The sequence below is a fragment of the Elioraea tepidiphila DSM 17972 genome, assembly GCF_000378465.1.
Lineage (GTDB): Bacteria > Pseudomonadota > Alphaproteobacteria > Acetobacterales > Acetobacteraceae > Elioraea > Elioraea tepidiphila.
Map to the genome: position 1 here is coordinate 97405 of NZ_KB899920.1, position 24368 is coordinate 121772.

The 24368-nt window shown below is 72.9% G+C and carries 24 protein-coding genes; 2 read left to right on the forward strand and 22 right to left on the reverse strand.

Going from position 1 to position 24368, the window contains the following annotated elements:
- Positions 1 to 68 precede the first annotated feature (68 nt).
- From F563_RS0110285 to F563_RS0110330, 10 genes are all read right to left on the reverse strand, one after another.
- A complete protein-coding gene (locus tag F563_RS0110285) occupies positions 69 to 965 on the reverse strand; it encodes an ABC transporter permease (RefSeq protein ID WP_019014588.1) in 897 nt (298 codons plus the stop codon).
- A complete protein-coding gene (locus F563_RS0110290) occupies positions 965 to 1837 on the reverse strand; it encodes an ABC transporter permease (RefSeq protein ID WP_019014589.1) in 873 nt (290 codons plus the stop codon). The genes F563_RS0110285 and F563_RS0110290 overlap by 1 nt, the downstream gene beginning before the upstream one ends.
- 71 nt (positions 1838 to 1908) lie before the next feature.
- Complete coding sequence (locus tag F563_RS0110295) at positions 1909 to 3441, reverse strand: ABC transporter substrate-binding protein (RefSeq protein WP_019014590.1); 1533 nt, start codon at positions 3439 to 3441, stop codon at positions 1909 to 1911.
- A 123-nt stretch (positions 3442 to 3564) separates the two neighbouring features.
- Positions 3565 to 4659, reverse strand: a complete 1095-nt coding sequence (gene ychF / locus F563_RS0110300) for a redox-regulated ATPase YchF (protein WP_019014591.1) — start codon at positions 4657 to 4659, stop codon at positions 3565 to 3567.
- Between the two features lie 109 nt (positions 4660 to 4768).
- The gene (gene pth, locus F563_RS22215; protein WP_051089371.1) at positions 4769 to 5362 is read right to left on the reverse strand and encodes an aminoacyl-tRNA hydrolase; all 594 of its coding nucleotides are present in this window, start codon (positions 5360 to 5362) and stop codon (positions 4769 to 4771) included.
- 60 nt (positions 5363 to 5422) lie between these two features.
- A complete protein-coding gene (locus F563_RS0110310; protein ID WP_019014593.1) occupies positions 5423 to 6073 on the reverse strand; it encodes a 50S ribosomal protein L25/general stress protein Ctc in 651 nt (216 codons plus the stop codon).
- A 99-nt stretch (positions 6074 to 6172) separates the two neighbouring features.
- Positions 6173 to 6772 (reverse strand): histidine phosphatase family protein, encoded by a 600-nt coding sequence (locus tag F563_RS0110315; RefSeq protein WP_019014594.1) that lies wholly within the window; start codon positions 6770 to 6772, stop codon positions 6173 to 6175.
- A gap of 220 nt (positions 6773 to 6992) precedes the next feature.
- Complete coding sequence (locus tag F563_RS0110320; protein WP_019014595.1) at positions 6993 to 7265, reverse strand: MoaD/ThiS family protein; 273 nt, start codon at positions 7263 to 7265, stop codon at positions 6993 to 6995.
- A complete protein-coding gene (locus tag F563_RS0110325; protein WP_019014596.1) occupies positions 7266 to 8132 on the reverse strand; it encodes a DMT family transporter in 867 nt (288 codons plus the stop codon).
- On the reverse strand, positions 8129 to 9199 hold the full coding sequence (locus F563_RS0110330; protein WP_019014597.1) for a methylated-DNA--[protein]-cysteine S-methyltransferase: 1071 nt from the start codon (positions 9197 to 9199) through the stop codon (positions 8129 to 8131). The genes F563_RS0110325 and F563_RS0110330 overlap by 4 nt, the downstream gene beginning before the upstream one ends.
- A 123-nt stretch (positions 9200 to 9322) precedes the next feature.
- On the opposite strand from F563_RS0110330, the gene F563_RS0110335 reads away from it, so the two are divergent.
- Positions 9323 to 10228, forward strand: a complete 906-nt coding sequence (locus F563_RS0110335; protein ID WP_019014598.1) for a LysR family transcriptional regulator — start codon at positions 9323 to 9325, stop codon at positions 10226 to 10228.
- A 91-nt stretch (positions 10229 to 10319) separates the two neighbouring features.
- On the forward strand, positions 10320 to 13193 hold the full coding sequence (locus tag F563_RS0110340; protein WP_019014599.1) for a hypothetical protein: 2874 nt from the start codon (positions 10320 to 10322) through the stop codon (positions 13191 to 13193).
- 151 nt (positions 13194 to 13344) lie between these two features.
- Here F563_RS0110340 and F563_RS22220 read toward each other — a convergent pair whose 3' ends face one another.
- The 12 genes from F563_RS22220 to F563_RS0110400 all read right to left on the reverse strand — a co-directional run bounded on the left by F563_RS22220 (position 13345) and on the right by F563_RS0110400 (position 24324).
- Positions 13345 to 13896 (reverse strand): tetratricopeptide repeat protein, encoded by a 552-nt coding sequence (locus F563_RS22220; protein WP_019014600.1) that lies wholly within the window; start codon positions 13894 to 13896, stop codon positions 13345 to 13347.
- Positions 13897 to 13906: 10 nt separating this feature from the next.
- Positions 13907 to 15253 (reverse strand): glycolate oxidase subunit GlcF, encoded by a 1347-nt coding sequence (gene glcF, locus F563_RS0110350; RefSeq protein WP_019014601.1) that lies wholly within the window; start codon positions 15251 to 15253, stop codon positions 13907 to 13909.
- 9 nt (positions 15254 to 15262) lie between these two features.
- Positions 15263 to 15568 carry a hypothetical protein gene (locus tag F563_RS0110355; protein WP_019014602.1) on the reverse strand — a complete coding sequence of 102 codons (306 nt, stop codon included), beginning with the start codon at positions 15566 to 15568 and terminating at the stop codon, positions 15263 to 15265.
- A 25-nt stretch (positions 15569 to 15593) separates the two neighbouring features.
- A complete protein-coding gene (locus tag F563_RS0110360) occupies positions 15594 to 16799 on the reverse strand; it encodes an FAD-binding protein (RefSeq protein WP_019014603.1) in 1206 nt (401 codons plus the stop codon).
- Between the two features lies 1 nt (position 16800).
- Positions 16801 to 18234 (reverse strand): FAD-linked oxidase C-terminal domain-containing protein, encoded by a 1434-nt coding sequence (locus F563_RS0110365; RefSeq protein WP_019014604.1) that lies wholly within the window; start codon positions 18232 to 18234, stop codon positions 16801 to 16803.
- A 98-nt stretch (positions 18235 to 18332) separates the two neighbouring features.
- Complete coding sequence (gene ykgO / locus F563_RS0110370) at positions 18333 to 18458, reverse strand: type B 50S ribosomal protein L36 (RefSeq protein WP_019014605.1); 126 nt, start codon at positions 18456 to 18458, stop codon at positions 18333 to 18335.
- A gap of 78 nt (positions 18459 to 18536) precedes the next feature.
- Positions 18537 to 19445 (reverse strand): class I SAM-dependent methyltransferase, encoded by a 909-nt coding sequence (locus tag F563_RS0110375; RefSeq protein ID WP_019014606.1) that lies wholly within the window; start codon positions 19443 to 19445, stop codon positions 18537 to 18539.
- Positions 19446 to 19556: 111 nt separating this feature from the next.
- Entirely contained in the window at positions 19557 to 19886 is a 330-nt protein-coding gene (locus F563_RS22225; protein ID WP_019014607.1) for a cupin domain-containing protein, read from the reverse strand.
- Between the two features lie 33 nt (positions 19887 to 19919).
- A complete protein-coding gene (gene acdA, locus F563_RS0110385) occupies positions 19920 to 21143 on the reverse strand; it encodes a 3-sulfinopropanoyl-CoA desulfinase (RefSeq protein WP_019014608.1) in 1224 nt (407 codons plus the stop codon).
- Positions 21144 to 21240: 97 nt separating this feature from the next.
- Positions 21241 to 21963 carry a DUF533 domain-containing protein gene (locus F563_RS23940; protein ID WP_019014609.1) on the reverse strand — a complete coding sequence of 241 codons (723 nt, stop codon included), beginning with the start codon at positions 21961 to 21963 and terminating at the stop codon, positions 21241 to 21243.
- Between the two features lie 128 nt (positions 21964 to 22091).
- A complete protein-coding gene (locus F563_RS0110395; RefSeq protein ID WP_026299490.1) occupies positions 22092 to 23408 on the reverse strand; it encodes an NAD(P)/FAD-dependent oxidoreductase in 1317 nt (438 codons plus the stop codon).
- Positions 23409 to 23418: 10 nt separating this feature from the next.
- Positions 23419 to 24324: a GntR family transcriptional regulator gene (locus F563_RS0110400; RefSeq protein WP_019014611.1), complete on the reverse strand. Its 906-nt coding sequence runs from the start codon at positions 24322 to 24324 to the stop codon at positions 23419 to 23421.
- Positions 24325 to 24368 lie beyond the last annotated feature (44 nt).

Genomic DNA, 24368 nt, shown 5'->3' on the forward strand with positions numbered 1-24368 from the left:
GGCGGCTTTCTGACGGAGAGCGGCCGAAAATGCAAGCTTCGCGCGCCTCGCGCGGGGCTGGGCCGCGCTCAGCGCACGCGCGGGTCGGCAAGCCGGTGCGCGAGGTCGGCCAGCAGATTGGCCACGATCACGCCGAGCGCGAACAGCACGACGACCGATTGCAGCACGGTCCAGTCGCGCCCGGCGATCGCCTGGAACGCGAGGCTGCCCAGCCCCGGCAGGCCGAACAGCACCTCCATGGTCAGCGCCCCCGAGACGAGACCGGCGAGAATCAGGCCCGAGACCGCGCTCAGCACCCCGGCTGCGTTCGGCAGCACGTGGCGCAGCACGATCGCGCCAGGCCCGAGGCCCTTGGCGCGCGCCGAGCGGATGAAGGGGGTGGCGAGGATCTCCTTCAGCTCCTCGTGCAGCGGCTTGGCGATCTGCCCGGCGATGTCGATCCCCAGCACCAGCACCGGCATCAGGATCTGTCCGCGCACCGGCAGCCAGCCGAGCCAGATCGAGAACACCAGGATGCCGGCGAGCCCGACGCAGAAGGTCGGCAGGGCGATCGACCAGACATTCAGCACCTGCACGAGTCCGGGCCAGACGCCGCTAGGCCGGGCTGCGGCCACCGCCGCGACGCTGACGCCGAGGGCCAAGCCAAGGCCGAGCGCCAGGGCCGCCAGCGTCAGGGTGTGCGGCAGGGCGTAGCCGATCATCTCGGCGACCGGCCGGTTGTAGCGCAGGCTGAGGCCGAGATCGCCCGCGAGGGCACCACCGACCCAGCGCAGGAACTGCGTCCCCCACCCGGCGTCCAGGCCGAGCTCGATCCTGAGCGCCTGCTGTTCCGCCTCGGTCAGGTCGCCCTCGATGCCGAGCACGTCGACCACGTCGCCGGGGATGACACGCATCAGCAGGAAGACCAGCACGCCGATCGCGCCGGCCGTCAGCAGCTGGCGCAGTACAGGGGCCGCGAGCCGCATCAGCGCGTGCCCATCCGCAGGGGGTCGGCGGCGGCGCGGATCCGGTCGCCGGCCAACGCCAGCAGCAGCGTCAGCACCGACAGGGCGATCACCGGGGCCAGCACGGCGTGCGGCGCGCGCTCGACGAAGGGCAGCCCGGCGGCGATCATCCGCCCCCAGGTCGGCGTCTCGGGTGAGACGCCGAGGCCGAGGAAGGACAGCACACTTTCGGTGGTGACGGCGCGCGGCAGGATGATCGCCGCCTGGGTGATCAGCGCGCCGGCCACATTGGGCGCGATATGCCGGCGCAGGATCACGGCCGGATGGGTGCCCGAGGCCACCGCCGCCTCGACATAGGCGGCTGCGCGCTCGCGCAGCCAGGCTTGGCGCGCGACCACGGCGAAGGTCGGCGCGAAGGAGAGGCCGATGGCGATGGTCACCGGCCCGACACCAGTGCCGAGTGCCACCATCAGCGCGAGCCCGAGCAGCACCGACGGCAGGGCGCGGATCAGGTCGATCACGCCGAACACCAGGCTCGCCGGCAGCGCGCCGGCGGCGAGCGCGGTGAGGCCGAGCGCGGCGCCCACCGCCAGCGCGAGCGCCGTCGCGCCGGAGGCGACCAGCACCGTGATCCGCGCCCCGGCGAGCAGCCGGGACAGCACGTCGCGGCCGAGATTGTCGGTGCCGAGCCAGGCGCCCGGCCGGGGCGAGACGTTGCGCGCCGCGAGGTCCTGCCAGAGCGGGTCCTGCGGCGCGATCAGCGGGCCGAGCAGCGCGAGCAGGGCCACCGCGCCGAGCAGCAGCAGCGGCACGCGCCAGGGCGAGACCGGCGCCGAGGCCGGTCCGTCGAGGCTGTCGGCGAGACGCCAGCCGGAAAGTGGCGCTTCGGGCATCGTGAACCGCGTGCGCCCTCGTCCCTGCGCGCCCCTGCGCCGGAGCGGGCCAGGGCGAGGAGAGGCTCCGCTCAGCCGAGCTTCGCGAAGGCCACACCGCCATCGACGCGGTTGGCGCCCCAGGTGAAGCCGGGGCTCCACCCGGTCACTTCCCGGCGGTTGGCGATCGCCTCGGCGGCATGGCCGATCACGACGGTCCAGTACCGGTCCATCGCGTGCCGCCATGCGTCCAGATAGAGCGCGCGCCGCCGGTCGAGATCGGTCGCGGCGACAGCCTGGCGGACCAGGGCATCGAAGGCCGGATCCTGCGGCCCACCCCAGAGTCCGACATTCGGCCCGTCCGACAGCATGCGGATGTAGCGCAGGAAGATGTCGGCCCTCGGCCCGGACGCGAAGGGCGCGAGATCCCAGTCATAGGCGTTCAGCCGCCGCTGCGCGCCGAGGTCGTCGAGGGCGACATGCTCCACCTGGAAGCCCAGGCCCCGCATCGCCTGGGCCGCCGCCTGGGCGTATTCGGTCTGCCAGGAGACGATCCGCAGCGCCGTGCGCGCCGGCTCTACGCCCTCCTCGCGCAGCAGCGCGCGGGCGCGGTCGAGATCGGGCGTGGCGTGGCGGTCGGCCTTGTGCAGCGCCTCGTCCCAGTAGAACTGGCCGGGGGCGGCCATCTGGTTCGTCACCACACCCGCATCGCCCGCGATCAGCCGCATCAGCCCGGGCTTGTCCATGGCGCAGGCGATCGCCTCGCGCACCTTGACGCGGTCGAAGGGCGGGCGCGGGCGGCGGTTGTTGAAGGACCAGAAATACCAGGTCGTGTCCTTCATGAACTGGACCTGGATGTTCGGGTCGGCCTGCAGCTCGGGCAGGGCGGCGAAGCGGGCGCGCGCGATGTGCAGATCGCCGGCGCGCAGCGCGAGCGACGGGTCGTCCATGTCGCGCAGCACGAACTCCACCGCCTCGGCGCGCGGCAGGCCGGCCTGCCAGTAGCCGTCATGCGCCTCGCCGCGGAACAGCTCGTTCGGCACCCAGCGGGTGAACCTGAACGGACCCGTGCCGATGGGCTGGCGGATCGTGCCGGCCCAGCCGTCGCTCTCCGGCGCGAGGATCCAGAGCTCGGACAGCAGATTGAGCAGTGGACCATAGGGCTCGCTCATCTCCATGACGAAGGTGCGCGGATCGGGCGCCTCCAGCTTCGTCACGAGCTTCATCGGCGCCGAGAGCCAGCCGCGACCGATGCGGTCGCGCACACGCTCGGCATTCGCCTTCACGTCCTCGGCGGTCATCACGCGGCCGTTATGGAAGCGCACGCCCTCGCGGATGCGGAAGACGTAGCGCCTGCCCCCGTCCTCGACCTGCCAGGACTCGGCGAGATACGGGATCGCGCGGCCGTCATCGGCGATGCTGGTCAGGCCCTCGACATAGACCTGCTGCACCGCGATCGAGCCGGTGTGGCGATGCGGATCGGCGGTGTCGAGGCCGAGCAGCGCGATCTTCAGCGTCCCGACCCGCTCGGCGGCGCGCGCGGCCCGGCCGGGCAGGTGGTCGAGCAGGCCGGCGGCGGCAAGCGCGGATGCGCCGGCGAACAGACTGCGTCGCGAGGTCGTCATGGCGGCTCTCCCGGTGGGTGGCGGGAGGGACGCTAGCGGCGGTCGCGCGGTTCGAACGCGAAGTTTCGATGAAGCTGCGGCCGGCGGACGGATGGACCGGTCGCGTTGTCCGGTCGGGTACGCTCAGACGTTGAAGCGGAACAGCATCACGTCGCCGTCGCGCACCACGTAGTCCTTGCCCTCGACGCGCATCTTCCCCGCTTCCTTGGCGGCCACCTCGCCGCCGCAGGCGACGAAGTCGTCATACGCGATCGTCTCGGCGGCGATGAAGCCGCGCTCGAAGTCGCCGTGGATCACGCCGGCGGCCTGCGGCGCACGGGTGCCCTGCACGATCGTCCAGGCGCGCGCCTCCTTCGGCCCGACCGTGAAGAAGGTGATCAGGCCGAGGAGCGCGTAGCCGGCCCGGATCACCCGGTCGAGCCCGCTGTCCGCGAGCCCGAGGCTCTCCAGGAACGGCCCCTTCTCCTCGGGCGGAAGCTGCGCGATCTCGGCCTCGATCGCGGCCGAGACCACCACCGCCGCCGCGCCCTTGGCCTTGGCCATCGCCTCGACACGCGCGCTCCAGGCATTGCCGGTGGCCGCCGCGCTCTCCTCGACGTTGCAGACATAGAGCACGGGCTTGGTGGTCATGAGATTGAGCGCGCGCGCGGCCGTCTCCTGGCCGGGCGGGATGGCGCTGCGCGCCGGCTCGCCGCGTTGCAGGGCGGGGATCAGCGTTTCGATCAGGGCGAGCTGCGCGGCCGCGTCCTTGTCGCCGCCGCGGGCGCGCTTGGTGAGCGCGGTGATCCGCTTCTCCAGGCTTTCGAGGTCGGCGAGCATGAGCTCGGTCTCGACCGTCTCGGCGTCGCGCAGCGGGTCGATCGCGCCGTCCACGTGCGCGATGTCGGGGTCCTCGAAGCAGCGCAGCACGTGGATGATCGCGTCCACCTCGCGGATATTGGCGAGGAACTGGTTGCCGAGCCCCTCGCCCTTGGAGGCGCCGCGGACGAGCCCGGCGATGTCCACGAATTCCAGGCTGGTCGGGATGATCTTCGCCGACTTGCCGATGCGCGCGAGGGTGTCGAGCCGCGGATCGGGGACGGCGACGCGGCCCACGTTCGGCTCGATCGTGCAGAACGGGTAGTTCGCGGCCTGGGCGGCCGCGGTCTGGGTCAGCGCGTTGAACAGGGTGGACTTGCCGACGTTCGGCAGGCCGACAATGCCGCAGTTGAAGCCCATCAAGCTCTCCAGAGAACCAGGCGGGGGGCCGCAAGGCCCCCCGCGCCCCCCTGGCGGGCGCCCCTCCCGTTGGTCGGGGCGCGGGCCGCGACCAACGGGAGCGGCCCCCTCATGCAGGGGGGTCCGGGGGGACCAGCGTGGTCCCCCCGGCCACCTTGTTCATGAACTGATCCTGCCGGCCCTCCGCCAGGAACGGCGCCGCCTCCGCGATCCGATCCAGCAGCGTCTCGACCCACTCGCGGTCCGACTTCGCGAAATCGCCGAGCACATGCCCGGTCACCCGCTCCTTGTCGCCCGGATGGCCGATCCCCAGCCGCACGCGCCAGAAATCCGGGCCGCCGCAGTGCTGCGTGATGCTGCGCAGCCCGTTGTGCCCGGCATTCCCGCCGCCCTTCTTCACCCGCACCTTGCCGGCCGCGAGATCGAGCTCGTCGTGGAACACCGTCACCGCGTCGAGCGGCACCCGGAAGAACGCCATCGCCGCCTGCACGCTCTCGCCCGACAGGTTCATGTAGGTCTGCGGCTTGAGCGCCAGCACCTTCCGCCCCGCGACCGTCCCGTCGGCCACGACACCGCGGAACCGATTGCGCCACGGCGCGAAGCCGTGCCGCGCCGCGATCGCGTCCACCGCCATGAAACCGATGTTGTGACGGTTGCGCGCGTACTCCGGGCCGGGATTGCCCAGCCCGACCCAGAGCAGCAGGCTCGAGGATGGACGCGCGTGCATTCGGCCGCCCCACCAACCCCGAATGCACGCGCCGGACTATTTCTTCTGGGCTGCGGGCGCCGCGGCGGCAGCGGGGGCGGCCGCGGCGGCGGCCTCGGCCCCGACCGGCGCCTCGGTCATCTTGGTCGGCGGCGCGATCGAGGCGATCGTGAAATCGCGGTCCGCGATCACAGGGCGCACGCCCGCCGGCGCCTTCACCGCGCTCCAGTGAATCGAGGTGCCGATGGTCAGCCCGGTCAGATCGACCTCGAACCGCTCCGGCACGTCATCGACCGAGCAATAGACCTCGATCTCGTGGCGGATCACGTTCAGCACGCCACCCTGCTTCAGCCCGGGCGACAGCCCCTCGTTCAGGAACGCGACCTCCACCGCCACGCGGATCTCCTGACCCGGCGCGAGACGCTGGAAATCGACATGTTCCGGACGGTCGGTGACGGGGTGGAACTGCACGTCGCGCAGCAGTGCCCGCTCGGTCGCCTCGCCCACCTTCACGTCGTAGAAGCGCGAGCGCCAGCCGTGCCGGTGCAGCTCCCGCATGATGACGCGCGGATCCACCGCGATCAGCCTGGGATCCTGCTTCGCGCCGTAGATGACGCCGGGCACCTTGCCCTCTCGCCGGGTCGCGCGTGCCGCCCCCTTGCCGGCCCGCCCGCGCGCCTCGGCCTCGATCGTGACGACCTCGACCATCGCTCGCTCCTGTCGGTCCAATGACAAGCGCGGGCCTCCAGGGGTGCCCGCGCCGATAGCGTCCGCGGCGGACCGCCTCGCCCGCCGCGCGGGCGCCTTCTACGCCGGGGGCGCGGCCTCGGCAAGCGCCGTCAGCCGCCAGGCCGACCCGCCATCCGCGGGGGGCTCGACATACAGCGGCATGGCGTTGGGGGTCCGCACATTGATCTCGAGCCCGAGCGCCCCGCGGACCGCCCGCCACAGCGCGCCGTGCGCCACCACCAGCACCGCCGGCGGCCGGTCGAGCGCCCGGTTCATCCCGGCCACCGCCCGCGCCCGGAGCGCGGCGAAGGGCTCGCCCCCCTCGGGCGTGAAGCGCCCCTCGACCCAGTCGGCGAACCACGCGCCCATGGGCTGGCCCTCGTTCACCCCGAACGCGGCTTCGCGCAGGTCGTCATCGGCCGCCATGTCCAGCCCCAGCGCCTCGGCGACGATCGCCGCGGTGTCGCGCGCCCGGCCCAGCGGGGAATGCACGATCGAGACGATCCCGCGCCCCTTCAGCAGCTCGGCGGCTGCACGGGCCTGGGCGATGCCGCGCGCGTTCAGCGGCACGTCCACGTTGCCCTGGCTGAGGAACCGCGCGTTCCAGTCGGTCTCGCCGTGGCGGAGGAACCAGAACGCGACCGGCGTGAGCGCGCCCTCGGCAACGATCGTGCTCATCGTCCGGCACCCTGGCCGCACGGCCCTGTGACACCCATCCATGCCTCCATGTTCGCCGCGCACCATGGCGCGGCTCGACGCAACCGCCAACACCCTTCCGGTCGGTGGATCGACGATGGCCACGGCCCTCCGCGAACGCGGGGCGACTGTCGCCTGACACAAGCGCGGGGGAAGGGCCGCAAGGCCCTTCCCCCGAACCCCCATCCCATGACCCCGCAGTTCAGCCGCCGCTGATCGCCGTCAGGATCACGACATCGGCGCCCGCGCGCAGGGGCGTCTCCAAGCCAGCACGCTCGCCGTCCACGAACACGTTGATGTGGCGGCGGATGGCGGGACGCGAGTCACAGAGCCGGTCGCGCATCCCGGGCCAGCGCGCCTCCAGCGCATCCATCGCCTCGGCGACCGTCCCCGCGCCGACCTCCACCCGCGGCAGCGCGCCCGGAAACAACGCGAGCAACGCCCCTGGCAAGGTCACCGATACCTGCGCCGACATTCACCGCCTCCATCCCAACGCCAGCACGTTCCCCGCCGCCACCAGCGCGACACCCGCGACCGCCGGCAAGGTCCAGACATACCCCTCCACGACGGACGAGATGCCCAAGGCGATCACCGGCACCAGCACCAGCACGAACGCCGCCCGGTCCGGCCCGATCCGCGCCTGCAGGGTGAAATAGCACCAGAACGAGACGATCGAGAGCCCGAGCACCTGGTACGCGAGCGCGCCGATCCAGCCGGGGTCGCGCGGGAACGGCATCCCCACCCCCTGCACGAAACACGCGCCCACGGCGAGCGGGATCGCGAACACCAGCCCATCCGCGATCAGCGGAAAGGTCGGCAGACCCGCGCGCGCATTGCGCACCGCCACCATGTTCCCGGCTGCCACGATCACGCTGCCGACCGCGCCCAGCACCACGCCGAGCCACGCCCCGGCGCGCCCGAGCGTGTCCCATTCCGGCAGGAACACGAGCGCGAGCCCGGAGGCCGCGATCGGCGCGCCCACCAGCACCCCCCGCCGGAACCCGACACCGTAGAACAGCCTCAGCCCCACCGCGTTCAGCGGAATGACCGACGCCATCACCAGCGCGACGAGACCCGAGGCGACGTGCCGCACCGCCTCGTACAGCACCAGGTTGTTGGCCGAGAACAGCGCCAGCCCCTGCAAGGCGACGAAGGGCAGATCGCGCGCCCGCGTGCCGGGATGCCGCCCGGTCGCGCGCAGCACCGCCTGAAGGATCACCGCCGCCGCGATCACGCGCCAGGCCACCGCCGGGGACGCCGGCGCGACATCCACCTGCAGGCGCGTGGCCACCCATCCGGCCGCCCACATCGCCGCGGTCGCGAGGAACAGCCCGACGTTCAATCGCCCCCGCCGGCCTCGGCCTCAAGCAGCGCCCGCTTGCGCGGCAGGCCCCAGCGATAGCCGTGCAGCCCCCCGTCCTTGCCGACCACCCGGTGGCACGGCACCGCGAGCGAGACCGGGTTGCGCGCGCAGGCCGTCGCCACCGCACGGACCGCATCGGGCCGGCCGAGCGCCGCCGCGACCTCGCTGTAGGTGCGCGTCTCGCCCGGCGGGATGCGCCGCAGCGCGTCCCACACGCGCTTCTGGAACGCGGTGCCCTGGAGGTCGAGCGGCAGCGCGAGCCCCGCGCGCGGCCGGTCGATGAACGCCAGCACGGCGGCGAGATGCGCCGCCAGCGCCGCGTCGTCCGTCACGATCGTCGCGTTGGGGAAACGTCGGCGCAGGTCGGCGAGCAGCGCCTCGCGCGGCTCGGCGAAGCCGAGGAAGCACACCCCGCGCGCGGTCGCGCCGACCAGCAGCGGGCCGAACGGGCTCTCGGCGAAGGCGGCGGTGATGGTCTCGCCCGCGCCGCCCCGTCGCGCGCGGCCAGGGGTGATCCCGCCCGCGGCCGCATAGGCGCCGCGCAGGCTGCCATAGCCGGCGGCGAAGGCCGCCTCGGCGACTCCTGCCCCCTCGGCCACCGCCTCGGCGAGCCGCCGCGCGCGGACGGCCTCGGCATAGGCCCGCGGCGTGAGCCCGGTCTGCGCCTTGAACAGCCGCAGGAAGTGGAACGGCGAGTAGCCGGCGCGAGTGGCGAGCGCCTCCAGTGTCGGCGGCGCCTCGGCCGCCTCGATGGCGGCGACCGCGTCGCGGACAACGGCGGCCCCGGTGAGATCGGCGGCCTCCGCCTTGGGCCGGCAGCGCAGGCAGGCGCGGAACCCGGCGGCCTCGGCCGCGCGCCAGTCCTCGAAGCGGCGGATGTTGGCGCGCCCCGGCAGCCGCGCCGGGCAGCCGGGCGCGCAATAGATCGCGGTGGTGACGACGCCGATCACGAACCGTCCGCGCGCGGACGGGTCGCGGGTCGCGACGGCCTGCCACGCGAGATCGTCGAGCGGCGTTCCGGTGCGCGTGAGCGCGGCGCGGGGCATGGGGCGATCCTCCTCTCTGGGGTGGCCGCTGACTAGCCCCCGGGCCGGGAAGGACGCGCGCCCGGGCTTGCGGTCGAAGCGTCGGCCGTTCCGCGCCGGGCCGGATCGGCGCAGGATGCGGCCATGCCCGAGCTGAACCTGAACCGGATCGACCTCAACCTGCTGACCGTGTTCGCGACCCTGATGGAGGAGCGCAGCGTGACCAAGGCGGGTCAGCGGCTCAATCTCAGCCAGCCCGCGACCTCGGGCGCGCTGAACCGCCTGCGCGAGGTGTTCCGCGATCCGCTGTTCATCCGCACCGGGCGCGCCTTCGAGCCGACCGCGCGCGCGCTCGAGATCATGGAGCGGGTGGGACCGGCGCTCGCCGCGGTGCAGGCCGCGCTCGCGCCCTCGATCCCGTTCGACCCGGCCACCGATGCGCGGCATTTCCGCATCGGCTGTTCCGACGAGGCGGCGATCCCGCTGCTGCCGGCGCTCAACTGCGTGCTGCGCCGCGAGGCGCCCAACTGCACGCTCACGGTGCGCAAGGCGGATTACCGGTCGGCGCCCGATCTGCTCGCCTCGGGCGACGTGTCGATGGTGGTGGGCTATGTCGAGGACGATCTGCCCGCGAACGCCAAACGCCGCCGGCTGACGGAGGGGCACTTCGTCGTGCTGCGCGCCGATCCGGGCGCGGAGCCGATCACGCTCGATGCATACTGCGACCGCCCGCATGCGCTGGTGACCTATCGCGGCGATCTCTCGGGCATCGTGGACGAGGAGCTAGCACGGCTGGGGCGGTCGCGCCGCGTGGTGCTGGGCCTGACCGATTTCGCCTTGCTGCCGCTGGTGCTGGCGGGCACGGACATGCTCGCGACGGTGCCCGACATCGTCGCCGAGACCTTGGCCGCGCATGGCGGGCTCCGGATCGATCCGACGCCGTTTCCGGCGCCGCCGAACGCGGTGCTGCTGGCCTGGCGCGGCGCGACGGATGCCGATCCGGCGGAGCGGTGGCTCAGGGAGCGGATCGTCGCCAGCCTGCGGCAGTAGCGCTTGCGAGGCGCCCGTTTTCGTTTCGGCATTGACTTTTTCTTGCTCTCTCGTTATTTTTCCGTGACCGTCCGCGGCACCTGGAGGCGTCATGCGCCGGCTGGTCGCCCTGCTCATTGCACTCGTTCCATTCGCCGCACCGACCCAGGCTTGCGAGATCGCGGGCGAACCCGGCTGGACGCCCGTCGAGACGCGGGTATGGCAGGCGCTTTGCGGCGGCCGCACCGCCGATCTGCGCGAGCTCGGCCGGACCGGGGGCGACAGCGGACAGCGACCAGACCCCGCGCAGGCCGGAACAATGCCCGAGGCCCGATTCCGCCTGAGCGCCGGCTTCCTCCGCGCGGTGTTCGGCAACCCGGCACGCGCGCGCCTGCTCGCGGATCAGCCGATCGAGATCCACCATGCGCGGCTCGTCGAGCCGCTGGACCTCGCCTATCTGCGGCCGACGACGCAGATCGTCTTCCGCTCGAGCCGTTTCGAGCGCGGCATCCTGATGCGCGGCCTGGACACGCATCACCGGATCGCCATCACCGAGAGCTGGGTGGGCGAAGCGATCGACCTGACAAGCGCGACGGTGCGATCATCGATCGAGCTTCGAGGACTGACGATTGGCGAGGCCGTCAATGGACTCCGCTTCGCCGTGCAGCTCGGTTTCGTCTCGGTCGGGGGCAATCTTGCGCTGTCCGATGTCGAGGCGAAAGGCGGCCTCAATCTCGACACGACCCGTGTCGCGGCGAATGCCTTCCTCACGGACCTGAAGATTACCGGCGAGTTGTTCGCGGTCGGCCTGGCGATCGGCGGCAGCCTGAACGCCGTCGACGTCACGGTCGCGAACAGGGTCGCCCTCGATCGGGCGGACATCGCCGGCTCGGCGATCCTGCGCAACGTGAATGCCGGCCAGCGTTTCTCCCTGGTGGCGGCACGGATCGGCCGCAGCCTCAGGATCTGGTCCGGCCGTGTCGGCCGCGGGCTCGATCTGGACTCGGCGCGCATCGAGGGCGACGCCGAGCTCTCCCATCGCGCCGACCCGACAACCGCCGCAAGCATCTCGGCGGAGCGGGCGACGATCGGCGGAATGCTCTCGCTGAACGCTGCCGTGATCGGTCCCGAGGAGTGCACGGATCCCCATCGCCGGGCGGACGCGGTGGCGCTTGACGACGCGGTCGTCGGGCGCGGCCTCAGCCTGGACCAGATCCGCACCTGCGGCGGAATCGCGATCCGCGGCGCCCGGGTCGGCGGCGATCTCTGGCTTGAGTCCGCACGGATCGATGGCTCGATCACCGGCGACCGGATGCGGGTCGGCAACTCTCTGTTCGCGCGCCGCGCCGAGGTCGCCCGGGAGTTCCGTCTGATCGCCGCGACGATCGACCAGGATGTCGACATCGGCGACGGCGCGGAACTGGGCACGCTCCTGCTCGACACCGCGCATGTCGGCCGGCGCCTGTTCGTCTATGACGCGCACATCGACACGGTGAACCTCGACGCCATCGCGCTCACCGGTGCGGCGCGTCTCACGGACGTGACCGTCACGACGATCACTGCGATCAACGGCACGATCGAGGGCGGACTGTGGATCGCCGATGCGCGCGGGATCGAAAGGCTCGACCTGACGCGCGCACGGATCGGTGCCGTCCTGGACCTTTCCAACGTGATCCTGGTCGAGACCGCGCGGCCCGCCTCGCTGGTCGATGCGCGCGTCGACGGCTCGGCCACCATCTGCCGGGCGACGTTCCCCGCGTGGCTGGACCTCACGCGGCTCCGGGTCACGGGCTCCCTGGAGATCGGCGCGACGGCCGCGATGCGCGGCCTCGTCGCCGATGGCGCGACCATCGGCGGCAACCTCGTCCTCACCGGGTCGCATGCCGAAGGTTGCCGCGCGGCGGTCGCCGTCGGCGGCCCCGGCATCCGGGCGGAGGGACTCGCGGTCCATGGCAGCTTCAAGGCCGATACCCTGACGGTGGACGGCCCGATCCTCCTGGAGCGCCTCGCGGTGCACGGCGATGTCTTCATCCGCGCGGCCGCCCTTGCCCCACCAGCCGACACCGCCTCGCCGATCGGACTGCGCGCGGCGCGGATCGGCGGCGACCTCGATCTGTCCTGCACCGTGCTGCCCGGCCTCGATCTTTCGCTCGCGTCGGTGGCGGGGCGGCTCGCCCTGGGAACCTCCGACGAGTGTCCGCCGGCGCGCAAGACGGCCACGCAGTGGCGCGGCGACGCGACGCTGAGCCTCCGCAACGCCAGCGTGGCGATCCTCCACTACGACCGCATCGTCGATGTCGCGGAAGGGCTATCGCCCCTGCCGACGGTGACGGATCTGCGCGATGTGAACATCCTCGCCGTGGAGCAGGTCGCGCGTCACCTGGAGGGGTATCGCGGCCCCCTCCGTCGGCTGTGGGCCGGGATGCCGCTTCCGTTCCGTCAGGCCGCGGCTGCTGGCGGATCCATGGTGTCGCCGGTCGCCATCCCGTTCATCCTGAAATGGCCGCAGGGCGAGATGTGGAGCCCGGCCCCGTTCCACGACATGGCGGCACGGCTCAACGCCATGGGCCTCGCCGATGACGCCAATGCCTTCCTGCTCGACGCGCGGCTCGAGGAGGCGGAACGCGCATGGGACGCAGGGGACCATCCGCGGGCTGCCTGGCGGTGGTTCCTGATCGCGACCATCGGCCACGGCTACGGCAGCTACATGTTCGTCATCCTGGTCTGGATCACGATCCTGCTCGTTCTCGGCGTGGTGCTGCCGCGCCTTCTCAAATGCTGTTCGGCCGAGCACGCCGGCACCAGCGTGGCGTTCGGCCTCACGCACAGCATCGACCGCCTGCTGCCCTTCTCGCTGTTCGACGACGCCCACCACAAGGCGCGGCCGGAGCACACGGCCCTGCGCTGGTATTTCGGCGTCCATCGGGCGGCGGGGCTGGTGCTGCTCGCGATCCTGATCGCCGCCGTGACGGGGCAGTGGACCTGACCCGCCGGAGCCGGAAGCGAGCGGTCATACCCGGCGCACGAAGGTGAAACCTTCCTGCGCCGGGTATGAGGTTCCCTTTGGCGCGCAGCCGCCACACCAACCCTGCGCGCGATACCCGGCTGCCAAAGGTCAAACCTTTGACAGCCCGGTATCAGATCCCCTCGCCCAGCGCCTTGCGCCGCAGTTCCTTGATCCTGTCCTCCGCGCCCGGCAGGCGCGGATGGATCGCGAGCGCCGCCTCGTAGGCGCGCAGCGCCGCGACCAGGTCGCCGCGCGCCTCGTGCACCTGCGACAGCCCGGCGAGCGCGCCGAAATGCCGGGGCTCGCGCGCCAGCGTCTCGGCGATGTCGCGGGCGGCGTTGTCGTGCTCGCCGCGCAGGAAGTAGACGGTCGCGCGCTTGTTCCACCCCTCGGCCATCTCGGGGGCGAGCGCGATCACGGCGTCGAAATCCTCGAGCGCGTCGTCGAGCGCGCGCGCGTGCAGATTCCGCATGCCCCGCCGCATCAGCAGCTGCACCGCGGGGCTCCCCTGCTGGAGCCAGGCCTGCCAGATCTGCGCCTCGACCGCGCGCGCGGCCTCGTCGGTGGGCGCGAGCTTCAGCGCCTCGAAGAGCTGATCCACCGAGAGTTCGCGCCGCCGCTGCGCCAGCGCCGAGGCGGGCAGCAGCACGAGGGCGGCGATCAGGGCACGGCGCGATGCCATGCCCGAATCCTCACGCGGCTCGGGCCTCGGCCGCAAGGCCGCGCTGTTCAACAAGCCGCGCGATCCCGCCGGGCACGGGTCCGCCGGCCATCCAGTCGAGCAGTTCGACCGTGTGCACCACCGGCACCGCGTCGCCCGCGAGCTGGGCGATGCAGCCGATATTGCCGGCCGCGACCAGGTCGGGCCGGGTCGTGCGGATGTTCTCCAGCTTGCGGGCGCGCAGCCGGGAGGCGATCTCCGGCTGGAGCAGGTTGTAGGTGCCGGCCGAGCCGCAGCAGAGGTGCCCTTCCGGCACGTCGGCGACGACGAAGCCCGCTGCCTTCAGCAGCGCCTTGGGCAGCGTCGTGATCTTCTGGCCGTGCTGCATCGAGCAGGCGGAGTGGTAGGTGACGCGCAGCCCCGTCGGCGGTCGGGTCGGCGCATAGCCGAAGGCGGAGAGGAACTCGGTGATGTCGCGCGTGATCGCGGAGATGCGCGCGGCCGCCTCGGCCCAGGCGGGCTCGCCGCGCAGCATGAAGCCGTAGTCCTTCACCGTGGTGCCGCAGCCCGAGGCGTTGATCACCACCGCGTCCAGCCCCTCCCCTTCGAGCTCGCCCATCCAGGCGGCGACGTTGCGCCTGGCCGCGGCGAGGGCCGGGTCGTGGCGGCCCATGTGATGGACGAGCGCGCCGCAGCAGCCGGCATCCGGATGCACCACCACCTCGACGCCGAGCCGGGTCAGCAGACGGATGGTCGCGGCGTTGATCTCGGGGGCCAGCACCTGCTGGGCGCAGCCGGCGAGCAGGGCGACGCGGGCGCGCCGCGCCCCCTCGGCGGGATGGATGCGCGGACGTTCGATGTCGGAGGGCGGCGGCAGGCGATCGGGGGCGAGGCTCAGCATCGCCCGCAGCCGCTTCGCGAGCGCGCTCTCGCCGGGGATCAGCCGGGCGAGCGGCTTCGCCACGCGGGCGCCGAGCAGGGCAAGGCGGAACAGCCGCACGCGCGGCAGCACGGTCGCCAGCACCGCGCGCAGCGCGCGTTCGGGCAGAGGGCGGCGGTAGGTCTCCTCCACATGCCGGCGCGCGTGGTCGATCAGGTGCATGTAGTGCACGCCGGACGGGCAGGTGGTCATGCAGGAGAGGCAGGAGAGGCAGCGGTCGATGTGCGGCACGACCTCTTCCGTCGCCGGCCTCCCGTTCTCCAGCATGTCCTTGATCAGGTAGATGCGCCCGCGCGGCGAATCGAGCTCGTCGCCGAGCAGCACGAAGGTGGGGCACGTGGCGGTGCAGAAGCCGCAATGCACGCAGGTGCGCAGGATGCGGTTCGCCTCGGCCGTGTCGGCGTCGCGCAGCTGCTCCGGCGTGAAGGTGGTCTGCATCCGCGCCGATCAGGCCGGGCGGGCGCGCGGCGGGGCGACCAGCAGAACGGCGAGGCCGATCAGCGCGAAATGCGCGCCATAGGTGCCGACATAGGCGCCGAACCCCTCGACCCGGAAGAGCGCGCCGGACAGCAGGTCGATGATCAGGCCCAGGAGGCCGATCGCGCCGAGCAGATAGCCGAGCGCGCCGCGCGCGAAGCCGACCCGGTCGCGGTCCGCGCGCTCGCCGCGGATCGCGTCGATGAACACCATGGTCAGCCCCGTGAAGCCGAGCGCGATCACCGGCAGGAGCAGGAGCAGGAACAGAAGCGTCACGTCGTCCCCCTTGGTCGTTGTGATGTCAGAGGCCGGCGAAGATGCGGCCGGGATTGAGAATGCCCTTCGGATCGAATGCGGCCTTCACCCGTCGCGTCAAGGCGGCGAGCGGCGGCGGCTCCTCGGGCAGATGCCCGACCGCGGCGCGGAACCCGGCATCGGCGCGCATGAGCCAGAACGTGCCGCCGGCCGCGCGCGCGGCCGCCGTCACCGCCTGGTGCGCGGCCTCGGTGGCGGGGCCGGCGACCCAGATCAGCCCGCCGCCCCAGTCGAGAAAGAGCTTCGCCTCGAAGCCGCGCGCGAGCGCCTCCGCCACCTCGGCACCGGCCGAGGGGCGGACCGAGACGCGCCACACCGCATCCTCGGGCGCGGCGCCGAGTGGTGCCGCGTCGCGCACCGCGCGCCAGAGCGCGAGGCTCGCCTCGTGGTCGAGCACCTCCGAGCCGCCGTGCGCGGCGAACGTCTCGGCGAGGCGCCCGGTCCGGTAGGGGATGAAATCGGCGAACTCCTCGATGCGCAGCAGGGTGGCGGCCGCCGGCAGCCCCACGCGCGCGGCCGCCGCTGCGGGCAGATGCGCCGCGCCGGTCACGCCGTAAGGGCTGCCCAGCCCCGCCGACAGCGCCGCGACCGCCCGCGCCGGATCGAGCCCGCGCAGCATCACGGTGGCGGTCCGTTCCGGCGCCGGCAGCACCTTCAGCGTCACCTCGGTCAGCACCGCGAGCGTGCCGCGCGCGCCGGTCAGCAGCTTGGCGAGATCGAGCCCGGTGACGTTCTTCAGCACCCGCCCCCCCGACGTGATCACCTCGCCCGTGCCGTTCACCGCGCGCACGCCGAGCACGTGGTCGCGCATGGCGCCGAGCGCGATCCGCCGCGGCCCCGACAGGTTGCAGGCGACCGCGCCGCCGAGCGTCGGCGGCCCCTCGCCCGGCCCCATCAATGCCGAAAGATCGGGGGGTTCGGCGATCAGATGCTGGCCCTTGGCGGCCAGCGCGGCCTCGATCTCGGCGACCGGCGTGCCGGCGCGCGCGGCGATCACCAGCTCGGCCGGGCTGTAGAGCGTGATGCCGGTGAGGTTGCGCACGCTGACGGCACCCGCGGCCTGCACCGGCCGTCCGAACGCGGCCTTCGTGGCGTTGCCCCACACCGCGAGCGGCGTGCCGGCGGCATGCGCCGCGCCGATCGCGGCCGCGATCCCCGCCTCGTCGGCGGGCGCGATCGTCTCCGCGCTCACGTCACGCGGTCCCGGCGGTGTCGAGCGGGAACACCTTGTGCGGGTTGAGCAGCCAGCGCGGATCGAAGGCGCGCTTCACCCGCTTCTGCTGGGCAAGGTCGGTCGCGTTGAACTGCGCCGTCATCAGGTCGCGCTTCTCGATCCCGACCCCATGCTCGCCGGTCAGGCACCCGCCGAGCTCGACGCAGAGCCGCAGGATGTCGGCCCCCAACATCTCGGCGCGGCGGAAGCTCTCGGGGTCGTTGGCGTCGAACAGGATCAGCGGATGCAGGTTGCCGTCGCCGGCGTGGAACACGTTCGCGACCTGGAGTCCGTAATTCGCCGACAGCGTGCCGATCCGCCGCATCGCCTCGGGCAGCGAACCGGGCGGGATGGTGCCGTCCATGCAGAGATAGTCCGGGCTGATGCGCCCGACCGCGCCGAACGCGCCCTTGCGCCCCTTCCAGATCGCCGCGCTCTCCTCGGCGTTGCGGGCGACGCGCACGGTCGTCGGGTTGTGGCGCGCGCAGATCGCCTTGAGGCGATCGAGCAGCGCGTCCTGCTCGGCCTCGCTCCCTTCCACCTCGACGATCAGCAGCGCCTCGGCATCGAGCGGATAGCCCGCATGCGCGAAGGCCTCGCAGGCATGGATGCAGGGACGATCCATGAATTCGAGCGCGACCGGGATGATGCCGCTCGCGATGATGTCGGCGACCGCGGCGCCGGCCACGTCGGTCGCGCCGAAGCCCACCAGCATGGCGCGCGCGCCCTCGGCCGCGCGCAGGATGCGCACCGTCACCTCGGTGACGATGCCGAGCTGGCCCTCGGAGCCGGTGATCAGGCCGAGCCAGTCATAGCCGGGCGTGTCGAGATGCCCGCCGCCGAGTTCGATGACGTCGCCCTCGATCGTGACCATGGTCACGCCGAGCAGGTTGTTGGCGGTCACCCCGTATTTCAGGCAGTGCGCGCCGCCCGAGTTCATCGCCACGTTGCCGGCGATCATGCAGGCGAGCTGGCTCGATGGATCGGGCGCGTAGAAGAACCCCTCGCCCTCCACCGCCCTGGTGATGCCGATGTTCGTCACCCCCGCCTCGACGCGCGCGAGCCGGTCCTCGAGGCTCACCTCCAGGATGCGGTTCATGCGCGCCACACCGATGACCACGGCATCCTCCAGCGGCAGCGCCCCGCCCGAGAGCGAGGTGCCCGCCGCGCGCGGCACCACGCGGATGCCCTGCTCGTGGCAGTAGCGCAGACACGCGGCCACCTGCGCGGTGGTCTCGGGCAGCACGACAGCGAGCGGGATGCGCTTGTAGGCGGTGAACCCGTCGGTCTCGTAGGGCTTCAGGCGGAGCGGCTCGGCGATGACATGGGCCGCCCCGGCGCGCGCGCGCAGCGCGGCGACGATCGACTCGCGCCGGGCGAGAACCGTCGGATCGGGCTCCGGCATCGCGAGCATGGCACCCTCCCTGGCCGGATCGGCCATGGCGGTGATCTATGGCCGCGCGCGCGGCGGCGCAAGCGAGCGGATGCGCCCCGCGGCAGGGGCGCGGACGATCAGCCCTGGCGCACCTTCATGCGCGGGTTCTTCTTGTTGATCACGTAGAGCCGGCCCTTGCGGCGCACGAGCCGATTGTTCTTGTCCCGCGCCTTGGCGGAGCGGAGCGAGTTGCGGATGCGCATCGTCGTGTTCCTTCGATCGAGCCGCGGCAGGTAGAGGCTCGGGCAGCCGGTGTCAACGCCGGAAGGCCTGCCGTGCGCTCACCGCCGGATCGCGTGCCAGCGCAGCAGGCGCAGCCGGCCGGAGCGCAGCAGGTCGATCCGGCGCATGCACCGCTCGGCCTCGGCCACCACCTGGATGGCGAAGGGCCGGCTCGGCCGGTCCCGCTTCAGCTCCTCGACGAAGGCCGCCCAGGCGGTGACCGTCTGGCTGATGTGGCGGGCGGTGATGTCCTCGCAGATGCGGATGTCGAGCCCCTCCTTCGCCAGCAGCGAGCTCATCCCCTTCTCGCCGGAGAGGCAGGGGGTCACGCCCTCGAGCTGCGCCCAGGCGTGGAACGCCCGCTCGGCCGAGGGCGAGGGCGTGCCCAGGGCGAGATCGGTCAGCACCACCTGGCCCTGGGGCTTCACGCCGCCGACCAGCGCGCCGATCACCGGGGCCTTGTCGGGGATGCGCCACAGCGCCTCCAGCGCGAGCGCGTGGTGGTAGTAGCCCTTGCGGATCTGCGGGTTGGCGAGGTCGAGATGCTTCACCTCGGCCTTCTTCTCGACCTTGTGCTTCTCCGACAGCGCCTGCGCGGCGCGGGCGAGGTCAGGGTCGGTCTCGTAGCCCGTCACCCAGGCGCCCGAGTCGAGGGCGAGCGCGCGCGTGGCCCCCCCGAGTCCCGCGCCGAGGTTCAGCACCGAATGCGTCTGGTTCAGCCCGAGCGGCTTGGAGAGCGTCAGCGCCTCCTCCGCCCCGCCGGGACCGAGAAAGCCCTCGCCCCAGATCGCGCCGAGCACCTTCAGCTTGGCCTCGGGCCAGCGGGCGGGCGGCGGAGGCGGCGGCTCGGGGTCGAGGCGCTGGCGCGAGGGGGTGGGCTTCGGCGCGGTGGTCGGACGGTCGTCGAACAGCACCTGGCCCGCCGGCTCAGGCGCCCGCGACCGCGCGGGCGCGCCGAACCAGGTCATGACGTGAGACAATGCGCCGCGCATGCGGATGGAACCCTCCATGCGGCTGTATCGCAGGTGCGGGTTGGCGTGACGTTAACACCTCGCGAGGTGCGCGGGAGCGGAGGCGCGTCAGCCGAACTCGGTCAGCACGTAGCGCACCGGCTCGTCGCCGATCACCGAAGGCTTGTGGCGATGCGCGTGCCCGGCCGGGATGTGCAGCATGTCGCCCGGCCCGGCTTCCACCGCATGATCAGGGAATTCGTAGCGAATCCTGCCGGAGAGGATGAAGATCGAGTGGCCGGTCTCGCACCAGTCCGAGGGCGGGCCGCCGGGCGCGCGCTCCTGGTAGCGGAGCGCGATGCCGAAGCCGGGGAAGGTCGCCTCCGCCACCTTCAGGGTGGGCGAGTGGGTCGTGAGCGGGGCGTCCGCGGCGCGGACGAGATAGGGCGACTCAGCCATGGCAGCCTCCGTGCGGGACGACGCGATCCATGCCTACTCCGCCGCCAGCCGCTTATCGGCCTGCCGCAGATACCCGTCGCGGGTCTGCGGCAGCTTCATCCCCAGCACGCGCCCGGCCACCAGATTCCGCAAAATCTGCGCCGTGCCGCCGGCGATGGTGAACATGCGCGCGTCCCGCACGTGCCGCTCCATCGGGTTGTCGCGCCCGTAGCCGGCGCTGCCCCAGAGCTGCAACGCGTCGTTCGTCACCTTCACCGCGGTCTCGGCGGCGAGGATCTTCGCCTGCGCCGCCAGATGCGGATCGGGGAAGCCGTTCGGCCCGACGCTGCGCGCGGCGCGCCAGAGCATCAGCCGCGCCGCCTCCACCGCCACCGTCATGTCGGCGATCATCCATTGCAGGCCCTGGAACTCGGCGATCGGCCGGCCGAACTGCTCGCGGCGCTTCACGAACGCGATCGCCTCCTCCAGCGCGCCGGCGGCGATGCCGAGCGCGACCGTGCCCGCGCCCACGCGCTGGGCGTTGTAGGCGTCCATCAGCGCGCCGAACCCCTTGCGGAACCCGCCCGGGGACGGCAGCACCATCTCCGCCGGCACCTCCAGGTCATGGAAGTCCACGACGGTCTCGGGAATGCCGCGCACCCCCATGGCGAACTGCCGCTCGCCGATCACCAGGCCGGGCGGGCTCCCCTCCCCCTCGCGCACCACGATGAAGCCGCCGATCCCTTGATCGGCCCCGTTCTCGATCGCGCGGGCGAAGATCAGGTGCAGGCGCGAGACGCCGCCGCCGGTGATCCAGTGCTTGCGGCCGTTGATCACCCAGCGGTCGCCCCGCTTCTCGGCGCGCGTCGTCATCGCGGTCGCCGCCGAGCCCGCTTCGGGCTCGGTGATGCAGATCGCCGGCTTGTCGCCATGCGCCAGCACCTGTTCGGCGGCGAGCCGCTTCTGTGCCTCGGTGCCGTAGGCCATGATCGCACCGATCGCGCCCATGTTCGCCTCGACCGAGATCCGCCCGGCCACGGCGCAGCGCCGCGCCATCGCCTCGATCAGCAGCACCGCGTCCATGTAGGAGGCGCCCTGCCCGCCATAGGCGCGCGGGATGGTCATGCCGAGGAAGCCCGCCGCCTTCAGGTCGGCGACGTGATCCCACGGATAGGCCTCGGTGCGGTCGATCTCGGCCGCGCGCGGAGCGATCCGCTCGTCGGCCAGCCGGGATGCGCGCTCGAACAGCGCGGTTTCGGCCTCGGTCAGTCCGTGCATGGCATCCTCCGTCTCCGGGCGGTTCTAGAGCAGATCGCCCACGGCTGGAATCAGCCGTGGGCGGGACGATGCCCGCAAGGACGACCCAGCGCGGCGCTCAGCCGGCGGCGAGGCGGCGCTCGATCGCCGCCACCGTCTCGGCGGCGAGCCCGGTGCGGCGTGCGAGCTCGCCAAGCCAAGCGCGCTCGGCGTCCGACGCCTGCCCGACCGCGATCACGCACGCCGCGTAGACCTGCGCGGCAAGCACCGGATCGGCGATCTCGCGGGCGAGCGCGTCGAGGGAGGCGGGGCTCGCGAACTCCTTCAGCACCAGCTCGCGCGCCTCGTCGTCCAGCCCCGCCTGGTCGAGCTGCCCCGCGATCGCGGCGCGCTCCTCGGCGTCGAGCGCGCCGTCGGCACGCGCGGCGGCGATCATGGCGCGGATGATCAGCAGCGCCTCGCGCTCCTCCGCGCCGACCGGCTCGGCCGGCGGGGCGGGTGGCGCGGCAGGCTTGGCCGTGCCCCAGGGACTCGGCCGGCCGGCCACGGGATAGGGCACCGGCACGCCGGGCGGGGTGGGGCGCGGCGCCGGCGCCGGCGGCGCGGGGGCGCGCGGCGAGGGCGCGCTCGTCTGGGCCAGCGCCTCGGCGGCGAGACGCGCGAGGGCAGCGAGCGCCGAAGCGGTGCGGCGCGAGCCGCCCACCCGCACATCGATCAGCGGCGCCGGCGTGGCGGTCCGCTTCGCCGCGGGCTTCGTCGTGCGCTTGGCCGTGGTGCGGCGGGGTCGCGGCGGCGTCAGCACGCCACCGAGCAGCGCCCCGAGAAGCCGCGTCGCATCCATCGCCGTCCCTCCATCTGCCGCCGCGCATTTGGGGGCGCGACCGCCCGTCTGCCAAGCGCCCGGGCCGATCGCGGCCGAGCGCCGATCGTTCCGCGCGGGGCCGAGGGGCCGCGCCCTGTCGCCCGACCTCAGGCCGGGGGCGCGGTGCGACCGATCGGCCGGTCGAGCCGGTCGCGCAGGCGCAGCCAGGCGCCGGCCGCGCCGATGTAGAGACGCCGCAGGAAGTGGAACGGGATGGGGGCGACCGCCGTCACCGGAATGGGCAAGGCGCCCGGATCGGCGCCGGCGATCGCCTCGGCCATGCGGGCGCCGAGGGCCAGGCACCAGGCCACGCCCTTGCCGTTGCAGCCGATCGTCGCCCAGAGCCCGGGTGCCGGCTGATGGGCGGACGGCAGACGCCCGGGGAGGATCGCGACCTGCCCGCCCCAGCGATGCGTGACCGGAACATCGGCGAGTTCGGGATAGAGCCGCCGCAGCGTTTCGTGCTGAAGCGCGAATTGCGACGCCCGGCGCGGCGGCGAGGCGGTTCCCTTGCCGCCGACGACCAGCCGCCCTTCGCGATCGGTGCGGAAGTAGCGCAGCACGCGCCGCGTATCGGAGACGCAGGCGCCGCACGCGAGCACGCAGGTTCCGTGACGCTCCGGCAACGGTGCGGTCGCGATCTGGAAGCTCCAGACCGGCAGGATGGCACGCGCGAACGCAGGGCACAGGTCGCCGGTCAGCGCATTGGTGGCGAGCAGCACCGATGCCGCCGCGACGCGGCCGGAGGGCGTGCCGATCGCCCAGCCGCCCCCGGCGCGCACCAGCGAGACCGCGGGCGACTCCGTGTAGACGCGCGCGCCGGCGGACATGGCGGCCCGTGCGAGGGCGCGCGTCAGCGCCAGCGGATTGACCGTCCCGCCGCCCCGGTGCAGCCAGCCGCCGATATAGGCGGTGCTGCCGGTCGCGGCGACGATCGCGTCGCGATCCAGCAGCACGGCGTCCTGCCCGGCATTCGCGCAGAGCGCGACGCGGCGCCGCGCCTCGGCGAGCCCTGTCTCGGTGTCGGCCGCCTGGATCCAGCCCGCCTGCCGCGCGTCGCAGTCGAGCCTCTCGGTACGGATCAGGGCGAACGCCGCCTCGGCCGTGTCCATGCCGAACCGCCAGGCACGCTGCCCGGCCGCCGCACCCCAGACGCGCGCGAGATCGGCCGGATCGAAGCGAAGCCCCGGAATGACCTGGCCGCCCGACGCGCCCGAGGCGCCGGCGCCGACGTTGCCCGCCTCCAGCACGATCGTGTCGATCCCGTTGCGGACAAGGGCCAGCGCCGTGGACAACCCCAGGATGCCGCCGCCGATCACGGCGACCGCGGTGTCGATCCGGCCTTGCAGCGAAGGGGTCCGGGGCGCCGCGGGTGCCGTGACAGCCCAGACCGGCTCGCCGGGCCTCCTGTCTTTCGCGCTCATGGAAGGCAGGTCAGGCGAGCGGCCGGACGAGCGCCGCGGCCCGCTCCAGATGGCGGCGGAGCAGCAATGAGGCGAGTTCGGCCTCGCCCTGTTCCAGCCAGTCCAGGATCTCGAGATGCTCGGTGCAGGACTGCACGACGCGCGCCGGTCCGTACCCCCAGTCGTAGTTGGAGAAGCGCCGCAGCCGGTTCTGCTGCTGGACCGCGGCGAGGAGGAAGCGGTTGCCGGCGCCGGCCACCAGCCCCTCGTGGAATCGCGCGTTCATCTCGAACAATGCGATCGCGAGCTCGTCGCGCCAGGGCGCGGCGAGCATCGCCCGGTGCTCCTCGCGCATCCCACCGACCCAGCGCGGGTCGAGCCGGTAGCCCGGCTCGAGCAGGGCCGCCGGCTCGACCACGAGGCGGAAGCGGTAGCTCTCGGCCCGCGTCGGCGCATCATAGCGCGGATCGAGGATCGACCAGCCCGTGCCGGGCCGCCGCTCGATCACGCCCGCCGCGGCGAGCCCCGCAAGCGCCGTCGCCAGCACGGCCCGCCCGACGCGGTAGCGGCGCATCAGCGCGGCCTCCGAGATCGTGCCGGACAGGAGGCCGGCGCGCACGTCGCGGGCGATCGCGAGCGTCAAACGCTGCGCGCCGTCCGGCTCGGGGTGCGGGGCGACGGTGGCGAGCGCCTCCGCGCCCGCGGCGAGCTCATAGCCGCCGCCGGCGCAGGGACGCAGCAGGCCGCGCGCGGCAAGATGGGTCAGCGCCGCGCGCACAGGGGTGCGCGAGACCGCGAGCCGGCGCGCGAGGCCGAACTCGGTGAGGCGGGCGCCCTCGCCAAGCCCGTCCTCGCGCGCGAGCGCGGCGATCCGGCCGAGCACCGCCCGTTGCAGCCGGCTCGGCGTCTTGCCATGTCGGGCGATTGCCTGTTTCATGCGGCCCAGAAATACACTAGTCTTCGGCACCCACGCAACGAGGA

Bases quoted from the DNA above. Each gene is read 5' to 3' on its own strand.
- F563_RS0110295 (WP_019014590.1), bottom strand. From the start codon at position 3,441: ATGACGACCTCGCGACGCAGTCTGTTCGCCGGCGCATCCGCGCTTGCC.
- F563_RS0110335 (WP_019014598.1), top strand. From the start codon at position 9,323: ATGCCCGAGCTGAACCTGAACCGGATCGACCTCAACCTGCTGACCGTG.
- F563_RS0110290 (WP_019014589.1), bottom strand. From the start codon at position 1,837: ATGCCCGAAGCGCCACTTTCCGGCTGGCGTCTCGCCGACAGCCTCGAC.
- F563_RS22220 (WP_019014600.1), bottom strand. From the start codon at position 13,896: ATGGCATCGCGCCGTGCCCTGATCGCCGCCCTCGTGCTGCTGCCCGCC.
- F563_RS0110320 (WP_019014595.1), bottom strand. From the start codon at position 7,265: ATGTCGGCGCAGGTATCGGTGACCTTGCCAGGGGCGTTGCTCGCGTTG.
- F563_RS0110375 (WP_019014606.1), bottom strand. From the start codon at position 19,445: ATGACCTGGTTCGGCGCGCCCGCGCGGTCGCGGGCGCCTGAGCCGGCG.
- ykgO (WP_019014605.1), bottom strand. From the start codon at position 18,458: ATGCGCATCCGCAACTCGCTCCGCTCCGCCAAGGCGCGGGACAAGAAC.
- F563_RS0110315 (WP_019014594.1), bottom strand. From the start codon at position 6,772: ATGAGCACGATCGTTGCCGAGGGCGCGCTCACGCCGGTCGCGTTCTGG.
- F563_RS0110330 (WP_019014597.1), bottom strand. From the start codon at position 9,199: ATGCCCCGCGCCGCGCTCACGCGCACCGGAACGCCGCTCGACGATCTC.
- F563_RS0110400 (WP_019014611.1), bottom strand. From the start codon at position 24,324: ATGAAACAGGCAATCGCCCGACATGGCAAGACGCCGAGCCGGCTGCAA.
- F563_RS23940 (WP_019014609.1), bottom strand. From the start codon at position 21,963: ATGGATGCGACGCGGCTTCTCGGGGCGCTGCTCGGTGGCGTGCTGACG.
- F563_RS0110310 (WP_019014593.1), bottom strand. From the start codon at position 6,073: ATGGTCGAGGTCGTCACGATCGAGGCCGAGGCGCGCGGGCGGGCCGGC.
- acdA (WP_019014608.1), bottom strand. From the start codon at position 21,143: ATGCACGGACTGACCGAGGCCGAAACCGCGCTGTTCGAGCGCGCATCC.
- F563_RS0110365 (WP_019014604.1), bottom strand. From the start codon at position 18,234: ATGCTCGCGATGCCGGAGCCCGATCCGACGGTTCTCGCCCGGCGCGAG.
- F563_RS0110340 (WP_019014599.1), top strand. From the start codon at position 10,320: ATGCGCCGGCTGGTCGCCCTGCTCATTGCACTCGTTCCATTCGCCGCA.
- F563_RS0110285 (WP_019014588.1), bottom strand. From the start codon at position 965: ATGCGGCTCGCGGCCCCTGTACTGCGCCAGCTGCTGACGGCCGGCGCG.
- glcF (WP_019014601.1), bottom strand. From the start codon at position 15,253: ATGCAGACCACCTTCACGCCGGAGCAGCTGCGCGACGCCGACACGGCC.
- F563_RS0110395 (WP_026299490.1), bottom strand. From the start codon at position 23,408: ATGAGCGCGAAAGACAGGAGGCCCGGCGAGCCGGTCTGGGCTGTCACG.
- F563_RS22225 (WP_019014607.1), bottom strand. From the start codon at position 19,886: ATGGCTGAGTCGCCCTATCTCGTCCGCGCCGCGGACGCCCCGCTCACG.
- ychF (WP_019014591.1), bottom strand. From the start codon at position 4,659: ATGGGCTTCAACTGCGGCATTGTCGGCCTGCCGAACGTCGGCAAGTCC.